General features: G+C 53.4%; 14 protein-coding genes. 12 read left to right on the top strand and 2 right to left on the bottom strand.

What is annotated here, in order from left to right:
• Window positions 1–12: 12 nt before the first annotated feature.
• The 11 genes from nuoF (at window position 13) to M0R47_RS09690 (ending at window position 14,308) form a co-directional block, all read left to right on the top strand.
• On the top strand, window positions 13–1,344 hold the full coding sequence (gene nuoF / locus M0R47_RS09740; RefSeq protein WP_366513187.1) for an NADH-quinone oxidoreductase subunit NuoF: 1,332 nt from the start codon (window positions 13–15) through the stop codon (window positions 1,342–1,344).
• Window positions 1,344–4,034, top strand: a complete 2,691-nt coding sequence (nuoG, locus tag M0R47_RS09735; protein ID WP_292553754.1) for an NADH-quinone oxidoreductase subunit NuoG — start codon at window positions 1,344–1,346, stop codon at window positions 4,032–4,034. The genes nuoF and nuoG overlap by 1 nt, the downstream gene beginning before the upstream one ends.
• Window positions 4,031–4,987 (top strand): NADH-quinone oxidoreductase subunit NuoH, encoded by a 957-nt coding sequence (gene nuoH / locus M0R47_RS09730; RefSeq protein ID WP_292553751.1) that lies wholly within the window; start codon window positions 4,031–4,033, stop codon window positions 4,985–4,987. The genes nuoG and nuoH overlap by 4 nt, the downstream gene beginning before the upstream one ends.
• A gap of 264 nt (window positions 4,988–5,251) precedes the next feature.
• Window positions 5,252–5,767, top strand: coding sequence for an NADH-quinone oxidoreductase subunit NuoI (nuoI, locus tag M0R47_RS09725; RefSeq protein WP_292553748.1), 516 nt, complete (start codon window positions 5,252–5,254; stop codon window positions 5,765–5,767).
• 13 nt (window positions 5,768–5,780) lie between these two features.
• The gene (gene nuoJ / locus M0R47_RS09720; protein WP_292553745.1) at window positions 5,781–6,299 is read left to right on the top strand and encodes an NADH-quinone oxidoreductase subunit J; all 519 of its coding nucleotides are present in this window, start codon (window positions 5,781–5,783) and stop codon (window positions 6,297–6,299) included.
• Complete coding sequence (gene nuoK / locus M0R47_RS09715) at window positions 6,296–6,604, top strand: NADH-quinone oxidoreductase subunit NuoK (protein WP_292553742.1); 309 nt, start codon at window positions 6,296–6,298, stop codon at window positions 6,602–6,604. The genes nuoJ and nuoK overlap by 4 nt, the downstream gene beginning before the upstream one ends.
• A gap of 122 nt (window positions 6,605–6,726) precedes the next feature.
• Window positions 6,727–8,553: an NADH-quinone oxidoreductase subunit L gene (nuoL, locus tag M0R47_RS09710; protein ID WP_292553739.1), complete on the top strand. Its 1,827-nt coding sequence runs from the start codon at window positions 6,727–6,729 to the stop codon at window positions 8,551–8,553.
• Window positions 8,550–10,025 carry an NADH-quinone oxidoreductase subunit M gene (gene nuoM / locus M0R47_RS09705; RefSeq protein WP_292553736.1) on the top strand — a complete coding sequence of 492 codons (1,476 nt, stop codon included), beginning with the start codon at window positions 8,550–8,552 and terminating at the stop codon, window positions 10,023–10,025. Before nuoL ends, nuoM begins: the two co-directional genes overlap by 4 nt.
• The gene (locus tag M0R47_RS09700; protein WP_292553733.1) at window positions 10,022–11,452 is read left to right on the top strand and encodes an NADH-quinone oxidoreductase subunit N; all 1,431 of its coding nucleotides are present in this window, start codon (window positions 10,022–10,024) and stop codon (window positions 11,450–11,452) included. The genes nuoM and M0R47_RS09700 overlap by 4 nt, the downstream gene beginning before the upstream one ends.
• A gap of 289 nt (window positions 11,453–11,741) precedes the next feature.
• Window positions 11,742–12,185: a hypothetical protein gene (locus M0R47_RS09695; RefSeq protein ID WP_292553730.1), complete on the top strand. Its 444-nt coding sequence runs from the start codon at window positions 11,742–11,744 to the stop codon at window positions 12,183–12,185.
• An 83-nt stretch (window positions 12,186–12,268) separates the two neighbouring features.
• Window positions 12,269–14,308: a C1 family peptidase gene (locus M0R47_RS09690; protein ID WP_292553728.1), complete on the top strand. Its 2,040-nt coding sequence runs from the start codon at window positions 12,269–12,271 to the stop codon at window positions 14,306–14,308.
• A 422-nt stretch (window positions 14,309–14,730) separates the two neighbouring features.
• Here M0R47_RS09690 and M0R47_RS09685 read toward each other — a convergent pair whose 3' ends face one another.
• Window positions 14,731–15,168, bottom strand: a complete 438-nt coding sequence (locus M0R47_RS09685; protein WP_292553726.1) for a helix-turn-helix domain-containing protein — start codon at window positions 15,166–15,168, stop codon at window positions 14,731–14,733.
• Between the two features lie 14 nt (window positions 15,169–15,182).
• Complete coding sequence (locus tag M0R47_RS09680; RefSeq protein WP_292553724.1) at window positions 15,183–15,707, bottom strand: DUF4258 domain-containing protein; 525 nt, start codon at window positions 15,705–15,707, stop codon at window positions 15,183–15,185.
• Between the two features lie 389 nt (window positions 15,708–16,096).
• Between M0R47_RS09680 and M0R47_RS09675 the strand changes: the two genes are divergently transcribed.
• The gene (locus M0R47_RS09675; RefSeq protein ID WP_292553722.1) at window positions 16,097–16,546 is read left to right on the top strand and encodes a hypothetical protein; all 450 of its coding nucleotides are present in this window, start codon (window positions 16,097–16,099) and stop codon (window positions 16,544–16,546) included.
• Window positions 16,547–16,581: the final 35 nt, after the last annotated feature.

The following is a 16,581-nucleotide window of genomic DNA, read 5'->3' as shown; positions in this document are numbered from 1 at the left end:
GCTATGGAACAGATGAATAAGCCGCTGACTAAAAACATCCTCCCGGACCGCGTCTTTGCGACATTGGCCGATTATGAAAGCACCGGGGGTTATCAAGGGCTGCGCAAGGCGCTTACGGAATTGCAACCGAAAGACGTACAACAATGGGTCAAGGATGCCGGATTGCGGGGCCGTGGCGGATCGGGTTTTAGTGCCGGTCTCAAATGGAGTTTGATTGCCTTGGATGGCGGAGCTTCACAAAACCACTACCTGATTGCCAATGCCGATGAAATGGAGCCGGGAACGTTCAAGGACAGGATGCTGATGGAGCAAGACCCGCACCAGTTAATCGAGGGCATGATCATTGCGGCTTATGCGATTCAGGCCAATGCCGCCTATATCTTCCTGCGCGGGGAATATCATCTTGCCCGGCAGCGTCTGGACAATGCGCTGCAGGAAGCCCGATCCAAGGGCTACCTGGGCGAACATATCTTGAATTCCGATTTCAACCTGGAGATAGCCCTGCATACCAGCGCAGGGCGTTATATTTGCGGAGAGGAAACGGCGCTGCTGAATGCCCTTGAGGGAAGGCGGGCCACGCCCCGCGCCAAGCCGCCTTTTCCGTTGGTCACCGGGCTCTGGGGCAAGCCGACGGTAGTCAATAATGTCGAAACCTTATGCAATGTGCCGCATATTCTGCATTACGGCGTCGACTGGTATCAGGGGCTGGGCCGGGGCGCAGACAAGGGCACCAAGCTGTTCGGGGTAAGCGGCCGCGTTAAATATCCCGGCTTATGGGAACTGCCGATGGGCATCCCGATTCGGGAAATTATCGAGAACTATGCCGGGGGCATGCAGGACGGCTACAAGTTGCGCGGCTTCTTGCCCGGCGGCGCGTCAACCGATTTTTTGCTGCCCGAGCATCTGGACGTGGTCATGGATTACGATGCTGTAGCCAAAGCCGGCAGCCGCATGGGTACTGGGATCATGATCGTGCTCGATGACAAGACCTGCCCGGTACAAATGGTGCTGAACCTGGAGCAGTTTTTTGCCCAGGAATCCTGCGGCTGGTGTACGCCGTGCCGGGACGGACTGCCGTGGACGGTAACCTTGCTGAAAGACATCATTGCAGGGAAGGGGCGCATTGAAGACCTTGATACCTTGGCCGGACTCACGCGCATGCTGGGCCCCGGAAATACTTTTTGCGCATTGGCTCCCGGAGCCATGGAGCCATTGCAAAGCGCGCTGAAGTATTTTCGCGAGGATTTTGAGCGTTATATATCCCCTCACCCCAACCCTCTCCCTGAGGGAGAGGGGGCAAGCGGTGGAAATCATTTCATGAGCGTTCATAAGGAGTCTTCGTAATGGCCCGCATCGAAATCGACGGCCGGTCGTATGACGTTCAGGACGGCGACAACCTGCTGTCCGCCTGCCTGTCGCTGGGTCTGAACCTGCCTTATTTTTGCTGGCATCCGGCATTGGGCTCGGCGGGCGCTTGCCGGCAATGCGCAGTCATTCAGTACAAGGATGCGGAAGACCTGCGCGGACGGCTGGTCATGGCCTGCATGACGCCGCTAGCCGAGGGCTTGCGTGTTTCCTTGGATGCGGAACAGGCGCAAAAGTTCCGTAGCGACAATATCGAGCTGCTGATGACCAATCATCCCCACGACTGCCCGGTCTGCGAGGAAGGCGGCGAATGTCATTTGCAGGATATGACGGTCATGACCGGCCATACTTTCCGGCGTTACCGGGGCCTGAAACGAACCCATAACAACCAGGATCTCGGCCCGTTTATCAATCACGAAATGAACCGTTGCATCGCCTGCTACCGTTGCGTGCGTTTTTATGACGATTACGCCGGAGGCAAAGATCTGCAAGTTTTGGGCGTACATAACAACGTCTATTTCGGCCGTTTCGAGGATGGCGCGCTGGAAAACGAATTCAGCGGCAACTTGGTCGAAGTCTGCCCCACCGGGGTGTTCACCGACAAGACCTTCAGCGCGCATTATGTCCGCAAATGGGATTTGCAAACCGCGCCGTCGGTTTGCGTTCATTGCGGCCTGGGCTGCAATACCGCGCCGGGCGAACGCTACGGAGAGCTCAGGCGGATCATCAACCGTTATAACGGCGATATCAACGGCTACTTTCTCTGCGATAGGGGGCGTTTCGGCTATGGCTTCGTCAACAGTCCCGAGCGCATCCGGAAAGCCCAGCTCAAAGGCTATCCGGATATCACTGTCGATACTGCGGAAATTCATTTCCGCAACCTGCTGAAAAGCGCCAAACCGCCGATAGGCATCGCTTCGCCGCGCGCCTCGCTGGAAGCCAATTTTGCGCTGCGCGCGCTGGTCGGTGAAGAAAACTTCTTCCTCGGTCTGGATGATACCGAACATAGCTTACTTAACACCATTGTCGAACTGATGACGCACGGCGGCATTCATTCGCCGTCCCTGCGCGAAGTTGAACAAGCCGATGCAGTGCTGATTCTCGGCGAAGACGTCACCCACAGCGCCCCAAGGCTGGCGCTGTCGCTGCGTCAGGCGGCGCGCAACGCCTCGTTCGACCTTGGTCTTAAAGTGCACATAGCGCCTTGGCAGGATATTGCGATCAGGAATTTAGATAAACATGTTTCAACGCCGGTGTTTATCGCCAGCATTTGCGCAACGCGCCTGGATGATGTCGACGCGAAAACTTTCCGGGGCAGCCCGGAAGACATTGCCCGCCTGGGTTTTGCGATCGCCCATCAGCTCGATCCCTCGGCTCCCGCGCCTGCCGCTCTAGGCGATGCCGAACAAGCGCTGGCTAAAAGCATTGCCGACGCCTTGAGACAGGCAGAGCGCCCATTGATCGTGTCGGGAACCGGCTGCGCAAGCCTTGCGGTTATCCAGGCCGCCTATAACGTCGCCAAGGCGCTGCCGTCAGCCGACAAACAACTGGCTTTTACGGTTCCCGAATGTAACAGCCTGGGTTTGGCCATGATGGGCGGAAGGCCGCTATCGCAAGCTTTCGAGCGGGTCGGCAACGGTTTGGCCGACAGCGTAATCATTCTTGAGAACGATCTCTACCGCCGGGCTCCGGTTCGCAACGTGGACTTGTTTTTGCAGCTTGCCGATCATGTCGTGGCGATAGACAGTCTGGAAAATAAAACCACAGGTCATGCCGAACTAGTATTGCCGGCGACGACTTTCGCCGAATCCGAAGGCACTTGGGTCAATAACGAAGGACGGGCTCAGCGTTACTTCCCGGTTTATCCGGGAGCCGAATCGATATGCGCCGGTTGGCAGTGGCTGACCCGTGTCATGGACGATTGCCAATGGCCGCATCACGATGCGCTTACAGCCGCTTGCGCAAGTGCCTTCCCCACTCTGTCCGATATCGTTCGTGCCGCGCCGGAGGCGGATTACAAAGTCAAAGGCAGCAAGATCCCAAGGCAACCGCACCGTTACAGCGGCCGTACGGCGATGCACGCCGATGTCAATGTCAGCGAACCTGCCCAGCTTCGAGACAGCGAAACGCCGTTCGCTTTTTCGATGGAAGGCGATACCGCGCAAGTGCCGCCGGCTTTATTGCCGGTTATTTGGGCGCCGGGGTGGAACTCCAACCAGGCGATCAATAAATTCCAGCAGGAAACAGGCGGGCATCTATCCGGCGGAGATGCAGGGGTAAGGTTGATCGAAGCGGCCGGTAGCCGAGCCTGGTTTGAAGATATTCCGCCCGGGTTCGTGCCGACGCCGGGCCGCTGGCGAATCGTGCCGTTGCCGCATATTTTCGCTACCGAGGAACTCAGTCTGCATTCGCCGTCGGTGGCCGAACGATTGCCCCATTTCTGCGTTTTATTAAATCCTTCTGATGCTGAAGCTTTGGGAATCGAAAGCGGCGAGCCAGTGGAAATCAGCAGCATCGCAGGAAACTCGGCTGTAAAGATTCCGGTGCAGATCGAGCTTACGCTGCCTCCCGGTTTGTTGGGAATCACGGCGGGATTGCCTGCGTTCCAGTTTATGCAAGGTTGGACTCAGGTGGTTTTAAAAAAAGCTAATCAGGAGGCGCAGTTATGAATGCGGGTCTTGGCGAAGCGGCCGATATTGTCGGCATTCTGGTCTCGGTGATCGTCGTCGCGGCCATGCTGATCTGGGTGGAAAGGCGTTTGCTGGCGGTCTGGCAGGATCGATTGGGCCCCAACCGGGTCGGGCCGTTCGGCTTGATGCAGGTCGCGGCAGACATGATCAAAATGTTTTTCAAGGAAGACTGGACGCCGCCTTTTGCCGACAAGCCGGTGTTTATCCTGGCGCCCACTATCGTCTTCATCACCATGCTGACCGGTTTCGCGGTCGTTCCGTTTGCGCCGGGCGTCGGCATTATCGATTTCAACTTCGGGCTGCTGTACTTTCTGGCGCTGACTTCGCTGGCTGTTTACAGCATTGTGCTGGCGGGTTATGCGTCCAACAATAAATACTCGCTGCTTGGCGGCCTTCGCGCAGCGGCGCAAACCGTCAGCTACGAAGTGTTTATGGGCATTTCTATCATGGGCGTGGTGATGCTGTCCGGCACCTTTAATTTACGGGAGATTGTCGAAGCCCAGCGGGACGGCTGGTTCATCATTCCGCAGTTTTTCGGATTCATTATTTTCCTGATTGCCGTCGTTGCCGAGAGCCGCCGGACACCGCTTGATTTGCCGGAAGCCGAACAAGAGCTGGTGGCCGGTTTTCATACCGAATATTCGGGCATGAAATTCGGCATGTTCTTCGTCGGCGAGTATCTCGGCATTACGCTCAGTTCGGCGATGATCGTGACGCTTTTTTTCGGCGGCTGGCTGGGGCCGTGGCTACCGCCGTTGCTGTGGTTTTGCCTGAAAACCGCTATCGGCATCATGTTTTTTATCTTGTTACGAGGCTCGTTGCCGAGGCCTCGTTACGATCAATTGATGGCGTTCGGCTGGAAAGTGCTGCTACCGGCGGCGCTGTTGAATCTGCTGGTTACCGGCGGCGTTGTGTTGGCACTGCAGGGTTAAGGCGATGTGGGGGATAGGAAAAAGAGTGTAGGCCGGAATAAGACCGCCCGGCGGCAGCCAGGGCGGTTGTTTCCGGCAATCGGAATGCCGGAAACACCTGTCCAGCGCTTAATGCGCGGACAGGCTTATTCCGGCCTACGGTGGACGGTGGAAAACAAGTTCCACGAAAGCACGCAAGACGCAATACAGAGTTTGTCTCCGTGTTCTTCGTGTCCTCTGTGGTGAATAAAAAGTTCATAACCGACGAATCGAGAGGGAAAAACGATGCTAAGCCAATTGCGAACATTATGGGAAGTTTTAAAACACACTTTCGTCAAGCCGGATACGGTCGAATACCCGGAACAGAAACCGGCGCTGTCTGCCCGCTACCGAGGGCGGATTGTGTTGACTCGCGACCCTGACGGCGAAGAGCGGTGCGTGGCCTGCAATCTCTGTGCGGTGGCTTGCCCGGTGGATTGCATCGCGTTACAGAAAACCGAGGACGAAAACGGGCGCTGGTATCCCGAATTCTTCCGCATTAATTTTTCCCGCTGCATTATGTGCGGATTGTGCGAGGAAGCCTGCCCGACCCATGCGATTCAACTGACGCCGGATTTTGAAATGTGCGAATACGACCGGCAGAGCATGGTTTACGAAAAACAGCATCTGCTAATCGACGGAACCGGCAAATATCACGAGTACAACTTTTATCGCGTGGCCGGGATGACGATTGGCGGCAAAGCCAAGGGACAGGCCGAAAATGAGGCGCCGCCGGTTGATGTAAAAACTTTATTGCCCTGATGGAGCCAAGCTTATGGCGCTGACTTTATTTTATCTCACTTCCGCCGTTGCCGTTTTCGCCACGGTGATGATGATCACCCGGCTCAATGCGGTGCATGGCTTGCTGTACCTGATTTTATCGCTGCTGGCCGTCGGCGTGCTGTTCTTTCTGTTGGGGGCGCATTTTGCCGCGGTGCTGGAAGTGATTATTTACGCTGGAGCCATTATGGTGCTGTTCGTTTTTGTGATTATGATGCTCAACCAAGGCCAAAAGACCATTGAGCAGGAACGTCTTTGGCTACAGCCGGGCGTCTGGATCGGGCCGACACTGCTGGCATTGATTCTGTTCGTGGAAATGCTGATTATCGTCGGTTATGGCGAAAGCGCCGAAACCGGCCGGGTAGTGGACGCCAAACAGGTGGGGATAGCATTGTACGGGCCTTATCTGCTGGCCGTGGAACTGGCCTCGATGTTGTTGCTGGCCGGACTGGTCGGCGCTTATCACTTGGGAAAGCCGATGCTCAAGGTAACAAAAAACGGGAGAAGGCCATGAACGGGATTCCTATGGAGCATGGCTTGTTGCTGTCTGTCGTGCTGTTTGTGCTGGGGCTGGTCGGGGTATTGGTCCGGCGTAACCTGATTATGATCTTGATGTCCCTGGAAGTCATGCTCAACGCTACCGGTCTGGCTTTTATTGTCGCGGGGTCGTCCTGGGGCGAGGCGGACGGGCAAATCATGTTCCTGCTGATATTAACGCTGGCTGCGGCTGAAGTGGGCGTCGGCTTGGGCTTGGTGCTGCAAATTTTCCGCCGTTTCCATACGCTGGATGCGGATTCGCTGACCAGTATGAAGGGATAGGTGAACGTGATGGAATTGCTTTTATATTGTGGGAGCGATTTTAACAAACGGGGACTGAAGAGTCGCCCCCACAAACATTCGTGCTTTAACTTAATGGCAACGGAAAAAAGGAGCGGCTGAAAATGATCGAATTGCTGGGTTGGGTGCCGTTGTTTCCGTTGCTGGGATTTTTGATCCTGGTGTTGGCGGGCGGGCGGCTTTCCAAACTGACTATTTCGTGGATAGGCGTCGGAAGCGTGGCGATCTCGGCGTTATTGTCCGTCTTGCTCGGGGCCGAATTCCTGAATGGAACACTGCAACCTTACAGCAGGGTATTGGGATCGTGGATGGCCGTTGGCAGTCTGTCGGTACCGTTCGGCTTCTATCTCGACGCTTTATCGGTCACGATGTTGTTCGTCGTGACCGGGATCGGCTTTTTAATTCATTTGTATGCCGCCGGGTTTATGAAAGGCGATCCCGGCTATGCGCGTTTTTTCGCTTATATGAATCTGTTTGTGGCCGCGATGCTGGTGCTGGTGCTGGCGGACAATCTGGTGCTGCTTTACCTGGGTTGGGAAGGGGTCGGTCTCGGCAGTTATCTGCTGATCGGTTTTTGGTATGAAGACCCGAACAACGGCTATGCCGCGCGCAAGGCGTTTGTAATGACGCGGATAGGGGACATGGCCTTATTGCTGGGAATGATCCTGTTGTTCATGCAACTGCGCACGTTTGATATCCAGACCCTGATGCTCCGCGCTACGAGCCATTGGACTACCGGCGCGTTGTTGCCGGTAACTGCCGCGGCCTTGCTGCTGGGCGGCGCGTTGGGGAAGTCTGCGCAATTGCCGCTGCATACCTGGCTGCCCGATGCGATGGCAGGCCCTACGCCGGTCAGTGCGCTGATTCATGCCGCCACGATGGTCACTGCCGGCGTCTACCTGATTGCCCGGACCCATGCCCTGTTCGCGATGGCGCCGCCGGTTCAATTCGCCGTTGCGGTGATTGGCGCGCTGACCTTGCTGATGGCGGGCTGCTCGGCGCTTGTGCAGACCGACATCAAGCGTATTCTGGCGTATTCGACGATCAGCCAGATCGGCTACATGTTTCTGGCTTTAGGCATCGGGGCCTGGTCGTCGGCGATTTTTCATTTGCTGACTCATGCCTTCTTCAAGGCACTATTGTTCCTTGCCGCCGGTGCGGTGATTTTATGTTTTTATCACGAGCACAATATTTTCAAGATGGGCGGGTTGCGTAGAGCCATGCCCCTGGCCTTCGTGAGCTTTTTAATCGGCAGCGCCGCTTTGTCCGGACTGCCTTTTACTTCCGGCTATTACAGCAAACACGAGATTTTAGCGGCAGCTTACAGCGTCTCTCCGGGCTTATGGGCGGCCGGTTGTTTGGGGGCAATAATTACCGGCATCTACAGTTTTCGTCTTGTGTTCGTGGTCTTTTTCGGTATCCAGCCGCAGGCCGTTGAAAACCACCTTGGCTGGCGTATGAGATTATCTTTAGCCTTGCTGGCTCTATTGGCACTCTTGGGCGGCATGCTGCGTATCCCTTTGGACTCTGTATTTCCTGCGTTGTTTAATCTTGAGGACAGTTTTAGTCTTGTTTCGGTCATTACCCTGGCAGCGCCGTTTATCGGCTTGTTGATTGCGATACTGTTTTACCTTGGCGGCTTTTCTGTTCGCGGATTCATCGGCTCAGGCTGGGCAAACCGAATACGGGTATTCTGGCTTAACGGTTGGGGCATGGATGCGCTTTACGACATGCTAATAGTGCGGCCTTTTAAAGCGGTCGCCAGGCTCAATAAAGACGATGCGGTGGATGGCATTTACGCTGCGATAGCGTTGCTCAGCCAAGGAATGTACTCGATGATCAGTGCAACCCAGACCGGGTGCGTCCGTTGGTACGCTACATCTATGGCGCTCGGCACCGTGGTCATTATCGCGATAGGGTGGCTGTCATGATACTGCCGGCGCTTATCTGCGTTTTGCTGCTGGGCGGGCTTGTTGCCTTATTTTCAGAGCGTTGGCGTCAAAGCGCGCCGCGCTGGATAGCGATCGCCACTCTTGCTGTTGAGGCGGCGTTGCTGATAGTGCCGCACTCGTGGGCGGAGTATGCAGCGGGCTTGTCGCCGGTCTGGCTCGCCGATTTTCACGGCCCGTGGATTCCGCGCTTTGGCATCGGTTTTCATTTGGTTATGGACGGGTTAAGTCTGCTGTTGATTACGCTGACAGTATTGCTCGGGTTTATGGCGGTCAGCAGTTCCTGGACTGAAATCGACCGCCGCCAGGGTTTCTTTTTCTTTAATTTGTTGGCGTGCCTGGCCGGTACTGTTGGCGTTTTTCTGGCCGTTGACCTGTTCCTGTTCTTTTTCTTTTGGGAATTAATGATTATCCCGATGTATTTTCTGATCAGCATCTGGGGCCATGAAAACCGGACTTATGCGGCAGTAAAGTTTTTCATTTTTACCCAGGTGAGCAGTCTGCTGATGCTGTTGGCGATCATAGGCCTGGTGCTGATACGCCATAACAACGTTGGAAGCTACAGCTTCGATTATTTTGAATTGCTTGATACTGCGCTGGAACCCGATGCCGCATTCTGGCTGATGCTGGGCTTTTTTATCGCGTTTACCGTCAAGCTGCCTGCGGTGCCTTTCCATACCTGGCTGCCGGATGCTCATACGCAGGCTCCAACCGGGGGCAGCGTGATCCTGGCCGGTGTCATGCTTAAGACCGGCGCTTACGGCTTGCTGCGCTTCGTCATTCCGTTGTTTCCGGATGCGGCGCACCGTTTTGCCCCGGTGGCGATGACGCTGGGAGCCGTGAGCGTGCTTTATGCGGCAGTCATGGCGTTTGCGCAATCCGACCTGAAACGGTTGATTGCCTACACCAGTATCAGTCATATGGGCTTTATTCTGCTTGGGGTATTTTCCTGGAACCTGTTTGCTTTGCAGGGCTCGGTGATTACTCTGCTGGCGCACGGCATCAGCGCTGCCGCGCTGTTTATGATAGCCGGGGCATTGCAGGAGCGCTTGCATACCCGGGAAATGGGCAATATGGGCGGGCTCTGGTCGGTATTGCCCCTATTGTCCGTGTTGACGCTGTTTTTTTCGCTGGCCTCGCTGGGACTGCCCGGGTTAGGAAACTTCGTCGGCGAGTTTCTGGTGTTGCAGGGAGCCTTCGGCGTCAACAGGATATTGACCTCGGTGGCCGCCCTGGTGCTGATTCTGGCCCCGGTTTATGCGTTGATTGTGATGCAAAAAGCCTTCTACGGCCCGCTGCGTCAGTCTTATCCGTTAGTCGATGCCAGTCGCCGTGAATGGGTATCGTTAGGGTTGCTGGTACTGATGGCGGTTTGGCTTGGCCTGAGTCCTCAAGCCGTGTTGAATGTCTCGGCTCCGGCAATGAAAAATTCTATTGCGATGGGGCGAGAATGAACAGTAACCAGCTTATCGCGCTTGCGCCTATCCTCATTATTGCCGGGACTGCGATTGCGGTTATGCTCGGCATTGCCGTCAGGCGGAGTTTTATTTTGTCCTTTAGCATTGCCGCGGTCGGCATCATCGCGGGACTGGCGGCGCTGGCCATCGTATGGCGGATAAGTCCGGTTCAGGTCACATTATTGCTCAGGATGGATGCTTACGCATTGTTCTATATGGCGCTGCTGCTGTCGGCAGGCCTTGCTGTGCTGGGATTATGTTACGACTATTTCAAAGTGCGCGAAGGAGAGAATGAAGAGCTTCCGTTGCTGCTGCTGACTGCGTTGCTGGGTGCTGCGGTGCTGGTCGCCAGCAGTCATTTTGCCAGCTTTTTTATAGGGCTTGAAATACTCAGCATCTCGCTGTTTGTGTTGATCGGCTACCCGCTCAATCTGGTGCGGCCTTTGGAAGCGGCGACCAAATATCTGGTTCTGTCCGGCGTGTCTTCGGCCTTCCTGTTGATGGGCATGGCGTTGATCTATGCGCAATGCGGGGAACTTTATTTCAGCGGCATCGGGCGTTATATCGCAAGCCGATCGGATATGAACGTCACGGTTCTGAGCGGAATTATCCTGATCGTGTCCGGGCTGGGCTTTAAGCTTTCCTTGATACCGTTCCATCTATGGACGCCGGATGTCTACGAAGGTGCGCCCGCGCCGATCGCCGGATTTATCGCGACTGTTTCAAAAGGCGCGGTTTTCGCCTTGCTGCTGAGGTATTTCATCAGCACCGACAGTTACGCTTATGCGCCCTTACTGAACGTCTTAAGCTGCATTGCCGGCTTGTCCATACTGGGCGGCAATCTGCTGGCGCTGCTGCAAAATAATGTCAAGCGCTTGCTGGCCTATTCATCTATCGCTCACATGGGGTATCTGTTGGTTGCATTCATTGCCGGCGGCCGGGTTCCTTCAGGGTGGGTGGTCGAGTCTGTCAGTTTTTATTTGCTGGCTTATTTTATTACCACGATCGGCGCTTTCGGGGTTGTTTCGGTGCTGTCAACGCCGCAGACGGAAGCGGACGAACTATCCGAATACCGGGGGTTGTTTTGGCGGCGGCCGTGGCTGGCTGCGGTTTTTACCCTAATGCTGCTGTCGTTGGCGGGGATTCCGCTGACGGCCGGATTCATCGGTAAATTCTATATTTTTACCGATGCTGCCGATGGCCGATTGTGGGGATTGTTGGCCGCGATTATCGTCGGCAGCGGGCTGGGGCTTTATTACTACTTGAGGATTATCGTGGTTATGTCGATGGACATCAAAATCACGGAAATTAAGCCTGCTTACGATTGGGTTTCCACAACCCTGCTGGCCGTCTTAACGATAGCGTTGATTTGGTTCGGTGTTTATCCAAACCTGTTGGTCGATGTCATTCAGTCGATATCCTAGAAGATGGAAAAGAACGCTCTGAACGACCTAATGAGGAAAGGGCACGAGACTGTGAAAGTATTATCCAAATTAGGCTAAAAACATTTTTCACCACGAAGGCACGAAGGACACGAAGAAATAAAGCTTCGTGTCCTTCGTGCCTTCGTGGTGAATTCTTTAATTTTTTCTAAAAACGAATATTTTCACAATCTCGTACGCACCGCGTACCGTTTGCAACTATTTCTTTAGCATTTACCGTTAACGCCTCATCACTGCGATTGGGTGTCGGCATGGAAATAAAGGGAACTATATGAAAACAACAACGATGACAGCATTAACTACCGTGCTCCTGCTTTCAGGATGCGCATGTGCAACCACTGAATACAAGGTTTTTGAAAGTACCCAGGTAGGGATAATAGAAGGTAAGGGCGGGGCCAAGGTCGTTATTGATGGCATGGAAATTTGGGATACCGGCGAGCCGCCCCGTAAATTCAAGATACTGGGTTTTATCGACGACAACCGTGATACCGGCTGGACGGGAGAGGATACGCAGTCTGTTCGTGAGGATGTCGTGGAAAAGGCTCGTGCAGCGGGTGGCGACGCGGTGGTAAAAATTAATACGCAATCTCAACTGTCGGAGTATTACAAAGCCGGCGGCGCATCGGTCAATGTTTACGGCAGCTATGCCAGTCCCGCTTATGGCCTATACAGCAGGAATTTTTCAAAATATGCGGTTATTAAATACCTGAGATAGCGATGCAATCCGGCCGGACGTTATTAAAACAAGGCGACAGCAGGGATTGCGGGAATAGGTGAGCTTTACTGAGGAGAATACTAATGACAAAGAAACGTGTGTCCGCCAAGGAGGACAAATCGGTACGGGCAGTTGCCGTGAAATCGGAGCCTAAAACGACGCGGCCGGAATCGCCGTCAAGACGTGAGGAGCCTGCCAAAAAAAGCGTAGGGCAAAAAATCGGCAGGACGCTGGACGCATTTCCGGACAAGATCGATGTTCGGGACTGGGTCTATCACCCTACGCTTCAGGCGCTGTCGGATGAGGTGTGCAACTGCGCCTTTGTGCCGGAAGTCCTTGATCAAGGAACGGAAGGCGCCTGCACGGGCTTTGCCCTGGCGGCGGTGATCAACTATTTGCTCCATCAACGCAAGGTGAAGCGGCAGATCAGCCCCCGCATGCTTTATGAGCTTGCCCGCCGTTATGATGAATGGCCGGGCGAAAACTATGATGGTTCCTCCGCGAGAGGCGCCATGAAAGGTTGGGAACGCCACGGGGTGTGTACGCGTGCGTTGTGGCCTGACGACTTGCACGGCCCCCAGCATTTTGACCAGCAGCGTGCCGATGCCGCAATCCTGACGCCGGGCGGCGCCTATTACCGGGTCGATTTCAGGCAGGTTCGCCATGTGCATGCGGCCATTCATGAAGTCGGCATCGTCTATGCGACATTGATGGTGCATTCAGGATGGGAAAAGCCGGGGCCAGGCACCGCCACATTCGAGTCGGGCCGAGGCAGCAAAGCATCTAAAATTAAACTTCCCGTGATCGAGCGGAAGGGGGAAGCCGATGCGGGACATGCCATCGCGATTGTCGGTTACAGTACCCAGGGATTCGTAATACAAAATTCCTGGGGTCCGGGTTGGGGCAAGGATGGGTTTGCCTTGTTGCCCTACGAAGATTTCATGCTCCATACCACCGATGTCTGGGTCGCACAGCTCGGTGTGCCGGTCAAAGCGGACCTTTGGGCTCAAGGCGCGGCTGATGTGATGAGCGGCGCTTTCCGCGCCGGGCAAGTGATCCCGTTGAATGAGATACGGCCCTACGTGATCAATATTGGCAACAACGGTGATTTATCCGACCGGGGCGACTACTGGACGACGGAAGAAGACCTGAGAAGGCTGTTTGTGGAAACCATTCCCGAGCGAACCAAGGGCTGGCAGAAGCGCCGGGTGATGCTGTTCATCCATGGGGGTTTGAACAGCGAAGAGGATGTCGCCAAACGCATTATTGCTTATCGCGACGTTTGCCTCGCCAACGAGATTTACCCGCTGCACATCATGTGGGAGAGCGACTGGTTCAGCTCGACGATGAATATTCTCGAGGACCAGTTCACTGCGGCCGATGAGCGGGCGCGCGGCATGTTTCTTGACCATGTGCGGGAAGCCAGGGATCGGGTGCTCGAATTAACCCTGGCTTATCCTGGCGGCAGTTTGTGGCGGGAAATGAAGGAAAATGCACGGCTCGCCTCTGAGCGCGGCACCGGCGCAATGCAGCTCATTGTAAAGTTCGCCAAGGAGGCAAAAGCGAGCTTCGGTAAAGGGGCTGGAGCAAAATGGGAGCTCCATGTAGTCGCCCACAGTGCCGGCTCCATACTCACCGCTCACGCTATCGACCCGCTCGTTAGCCTGGGGATATCCTGGAAGACGCTCCAGTTTATGGCGCCCGCGATCAGAATGGATTTGTTCAAGAAAGTGGTTGTCCCAAAGATAGCGGATGGCACGTGCCCTCAACCCAGCCTGTATATCCTGAGCAAGGTCGGCGAGCTCGATGATGATGTCGGGCCTTACGGCAAATCCCTGCTTTATTTGGTTAGCAATGCTTTCGAAGGTGCTCGGGAAGTGGCTTTGCTGGGTATGCACAAGTTTCTTGAAGAGGACGCGGAAGTGCTGGGCTTGCTGAGCAGTCCAGTCAACGGCTTGCCGGGCATCGTTATTTCGGGAGAAGAGGGTAAAGCGGGAGCGATAGCCAAGAGTGATACCCATGGGGGGTTTGATAACGATCCCAATACCATGAACTCGGTTCTGGTCCGCATTCTGGGCAAGCAACCGGCAGTGGTTTTTACTAATCGGGATTTGCAGTTTTAGCGACGATGCGCCAAATCCTAATCCAAACCAAAATGCAGGTTAATTTGATACGGTACAAATTAAAACGGCCCTTGATGGGCCGTTTTTTACTATTGAATATTTAAAATCCTGAAAATCATTTAGGACTTACGCAAGAACCATTTTAAGCGATGGGTTTCTTAGTTGTTGAATGAGATAATCATCCAGCAAGCCCTGCTTAAATTGTTGTTTTGAATGAATAGCGGGAATTCCTGCTTTTTAATTCCTCAGATTTGAGGAGTTCAGTGGCTTGTTGGCCAGTCTTCTCTTGGCCCCATACAGGTGCTTACGCAGTTCAGTGAATGTCGATCCTCTAAAGGTAAACGCAGGTGATGTTTAGAAAGCCATGAACTCCAGGCAATAAAAAACCCGCCGTAGCGGGTTTTGCGTGGGTGCTGTGCTATTTAAGCGGCTCGCTTCCAACCAGTGTCGTAATCTTCAAATATTTCTTTTTCCTGGTCTTTTTCATCAATATCTTTAATCCTTGCTATTAATTCTAAAATACCAGTATCTTCCCCATAAAATTCAATCAAACATGCTCTGAGTAATCTATCGGCCCATTTTGGCACCTTTCCTTTTTTTTCCCATCGAGCTACCGCTTGCTCATCGTTGCCAAGCAAGTCTGCTAATGCTTTTTGCGATAGGTCTAATTCTTTGCGCAAGAACCTGAACTCAGAGCCATTAAGTGTTGGCTTATTAAACATAAGATTGTGGGCTATAGCTCTGTTCAGCCCGGCAACATCAGTTATTGATACGCACTCGCCATAGTCAGGATCGTCGATAATGTCATAACCATTAACCAACCAAATATTATTTAATCCACTTTCTTGATAATGATACATGTCTGCTACCTCGTTCAAAACACAGTCACAACGACTATGCGTTCACCGCTGTTATTATATTTAAAGGCAATCGCTACGGTTACGGCGTTGCCAGATGTGTAATGTTCTATACTGCATCTCCAGTCACCTCTAACATCTCGATATGGTGATTCAGTAATTCTCCCTTTCTCTATGCAGGCAAGTACCTGTTTAAGAGTAATATTCCTTTCAAGCATGCGTTCTTTTGCATGTGGGGAAATAAAGACTCTGGAATCATTAGCGACGCATCCGTGCAATATTGAGAGTGCATCGGCATCATTCATTTTTATTGGAATTACTTTAGACATACCTATCATTTTAATAGGTAGAGTGTGGAGCGCAAGAATATTATTACTTACCAACTGCCTTAAGCCGACAGAAACCATGCTGATTAGATGTAGTTTCTTGATTTCATAAACAGCATTTCTTGCACTTATCCGGTTTTTCCATCTCAGATTAATTGACTCTATAAATTCATTTTTTCTCACATTAACTGCACCTGAACTTTTAGCTTCCCACATTAAGTGATTTTATCGGCTAGCATTTCTCACATTAAGTGATCTTATAATGCTGTAAAAAGGAGTCATTCGGATGATGAAGATCAATTGGCGCTATCGACCCATAAGCGACATTCGGCATCCCGCTCATCGACCATCCGATTCCGCCTCAACAGCGGACAGTCAACCAACCAAGTATATCCGATCCCCAAAAGATGACTTTCATAATACTTGAGTTATGACGACTAACTGGTAAGTTTTTACCAGTTATCACGACGAACATTTTGCGGCGCTTGGGGCGAGATCGTGTTCCGCAAGCCATCCTATCAGTTGGGTAAAAACAGATGGTGCAAATGCATCGAAAAATAGTTCAAGGTTTGAATTCTTTTTAGCGATAGGATACACTCATTACAATGAATAATATGCTACGTCGCTCCAAAACCTGGCTCTCTTTTGTGCTGATGCTCGCGGTTCTAGGCCATTTCGGCTTGGGCCATAGCGATGCTTCGGCCTTTGTGCTGTGTTTCGGGACGGACGGTCATGTGGCCGTGGAGCGTGCCGGCCATGACCATGGGGCCGATACGGATAAAGTCTATCCAACCAAGGCCGAGACCGGTGCCTATTTTACGGACATGGATTCGCCTTGCGAGGACTTTCCCGTGGTCGGCGATGACCACGGCGCTCATATTCCCTTGACAGATTTATCCAAAGCATCGGTCGATCTTGGACTTTTGCCCCTGGTTTTCCTTGTTTTTCTCCTCATCCCCTACGCCAGGGTCATTACACGGCGGTCTTTTTTCCCCGATCCGCTGTTCACCGATTCCCATCTGCTTGCCATTCGCAGTACTGTTCTTCTGATTTAGCCCGCTCTTCATAGCCGTAACCCGCCAGTCGATGG

Source organism: Methylobacter sp. (assembly GCF_023227905.1).
Classification (GTDB): Bacteria; Pseudomonadota; Gammaproteobacteria; order Methylococcales; family Methylomonadaceae; genus Methylobacter_A.
This window is presented reverse-complemented; position numbering and strand designations above follow the sequence as displayed.

Coding starts and splice junctions, on each gene's coding strand:
- M0R47_RS09680 (WP_292553724.1), bottom strand. CDS start 15,707: ATGTGGGAAGCTAAAAGTTCAGGTGCAGTTAATGTGAGAAAAAATGAA.
- nuoJ (WP_292553745.1), top strand. CDS start 5,781: ATGGCGCTGACTTTATTTTATCTCACTTCCGCCGTTGCCGTTTTCGCC.
- nuoK (WP_292553742.1), top strand. CDS start 6,296: ATGAACGGGATTCCTATGGAGCATGGCTTGTTGCTGTCTGTCGTGCTG.
- nuoL (WP_292553739.1), top strand. CDS start 6,727: ATGATCGAATTGCTGGGTTGGGTGCCGTTGTTTCCGTTGCTGGGATTT.
- nuoH (WP_292553751.1), top strand. CDS start 4,031: ATGAATGCGGGTCTTGGCGAAGCGGCCGATATTGTCGGCATTCTGGTC.
- M0R47_RS09695 (WP_292553730.1), top strand. CDS start 11,742: ATGAAAACAACAACGATGACAGCATTAACTACCGTGCTCCTGCTTTCA.
- M0R47_RS09685 (WP_292553726.1), bottom strand. CDS start 15,168: ATGTATCATTATCAAGAAAGTGGATTAAATAATATTTGGTTGGTTAAT.
- nuoM (WP_292553736.1), top strand. CDS start 8,550: ATGATACTGCCGGCGCTTATCTGCGTTTTGCTGCTGGGCGGGCTTGTT.
- M0R47_RS09700 (WP_292553733.1), top strand. CDS start 10,022: ATGAACAGTAACCAGCTTATCGCGCTTGCGCCTATCCTCATTATTGCC.
- M0R47_RS09675 (WP_292553722.1), top strand. CDS start 16,097: ATGAATAATATGCTACGTCGCTCCAAAACCTGGCTCTCTTTTGTGCTG.
- nuoF (WP_366513187.1), top strand. CDS start 13: ATGAATAAGCCGCTGACTAAAAACATCCTCCCGGACCGCGTCTTTGCG.
- nuoI (WP_292553748.1), top strand. CDS start 5,252: ATGCTAAGCCAATTGCGAACATTATGGGAAGTTTTAAAACACACTTTC.
- M0R47_RS09690 (WP_292553728.1), top strand. CDS start 12,269: ATGACAAAGAAACGTGTGTCCGCCAAGGAGGACAAATCGGTACGGGCA.
- nuoG (WP_292553754.1), top strand. CDS start 1,344: ATGGCCCGCATCGAAATCGACGGCCGGTCGTATGACGTTCAGGACGGC.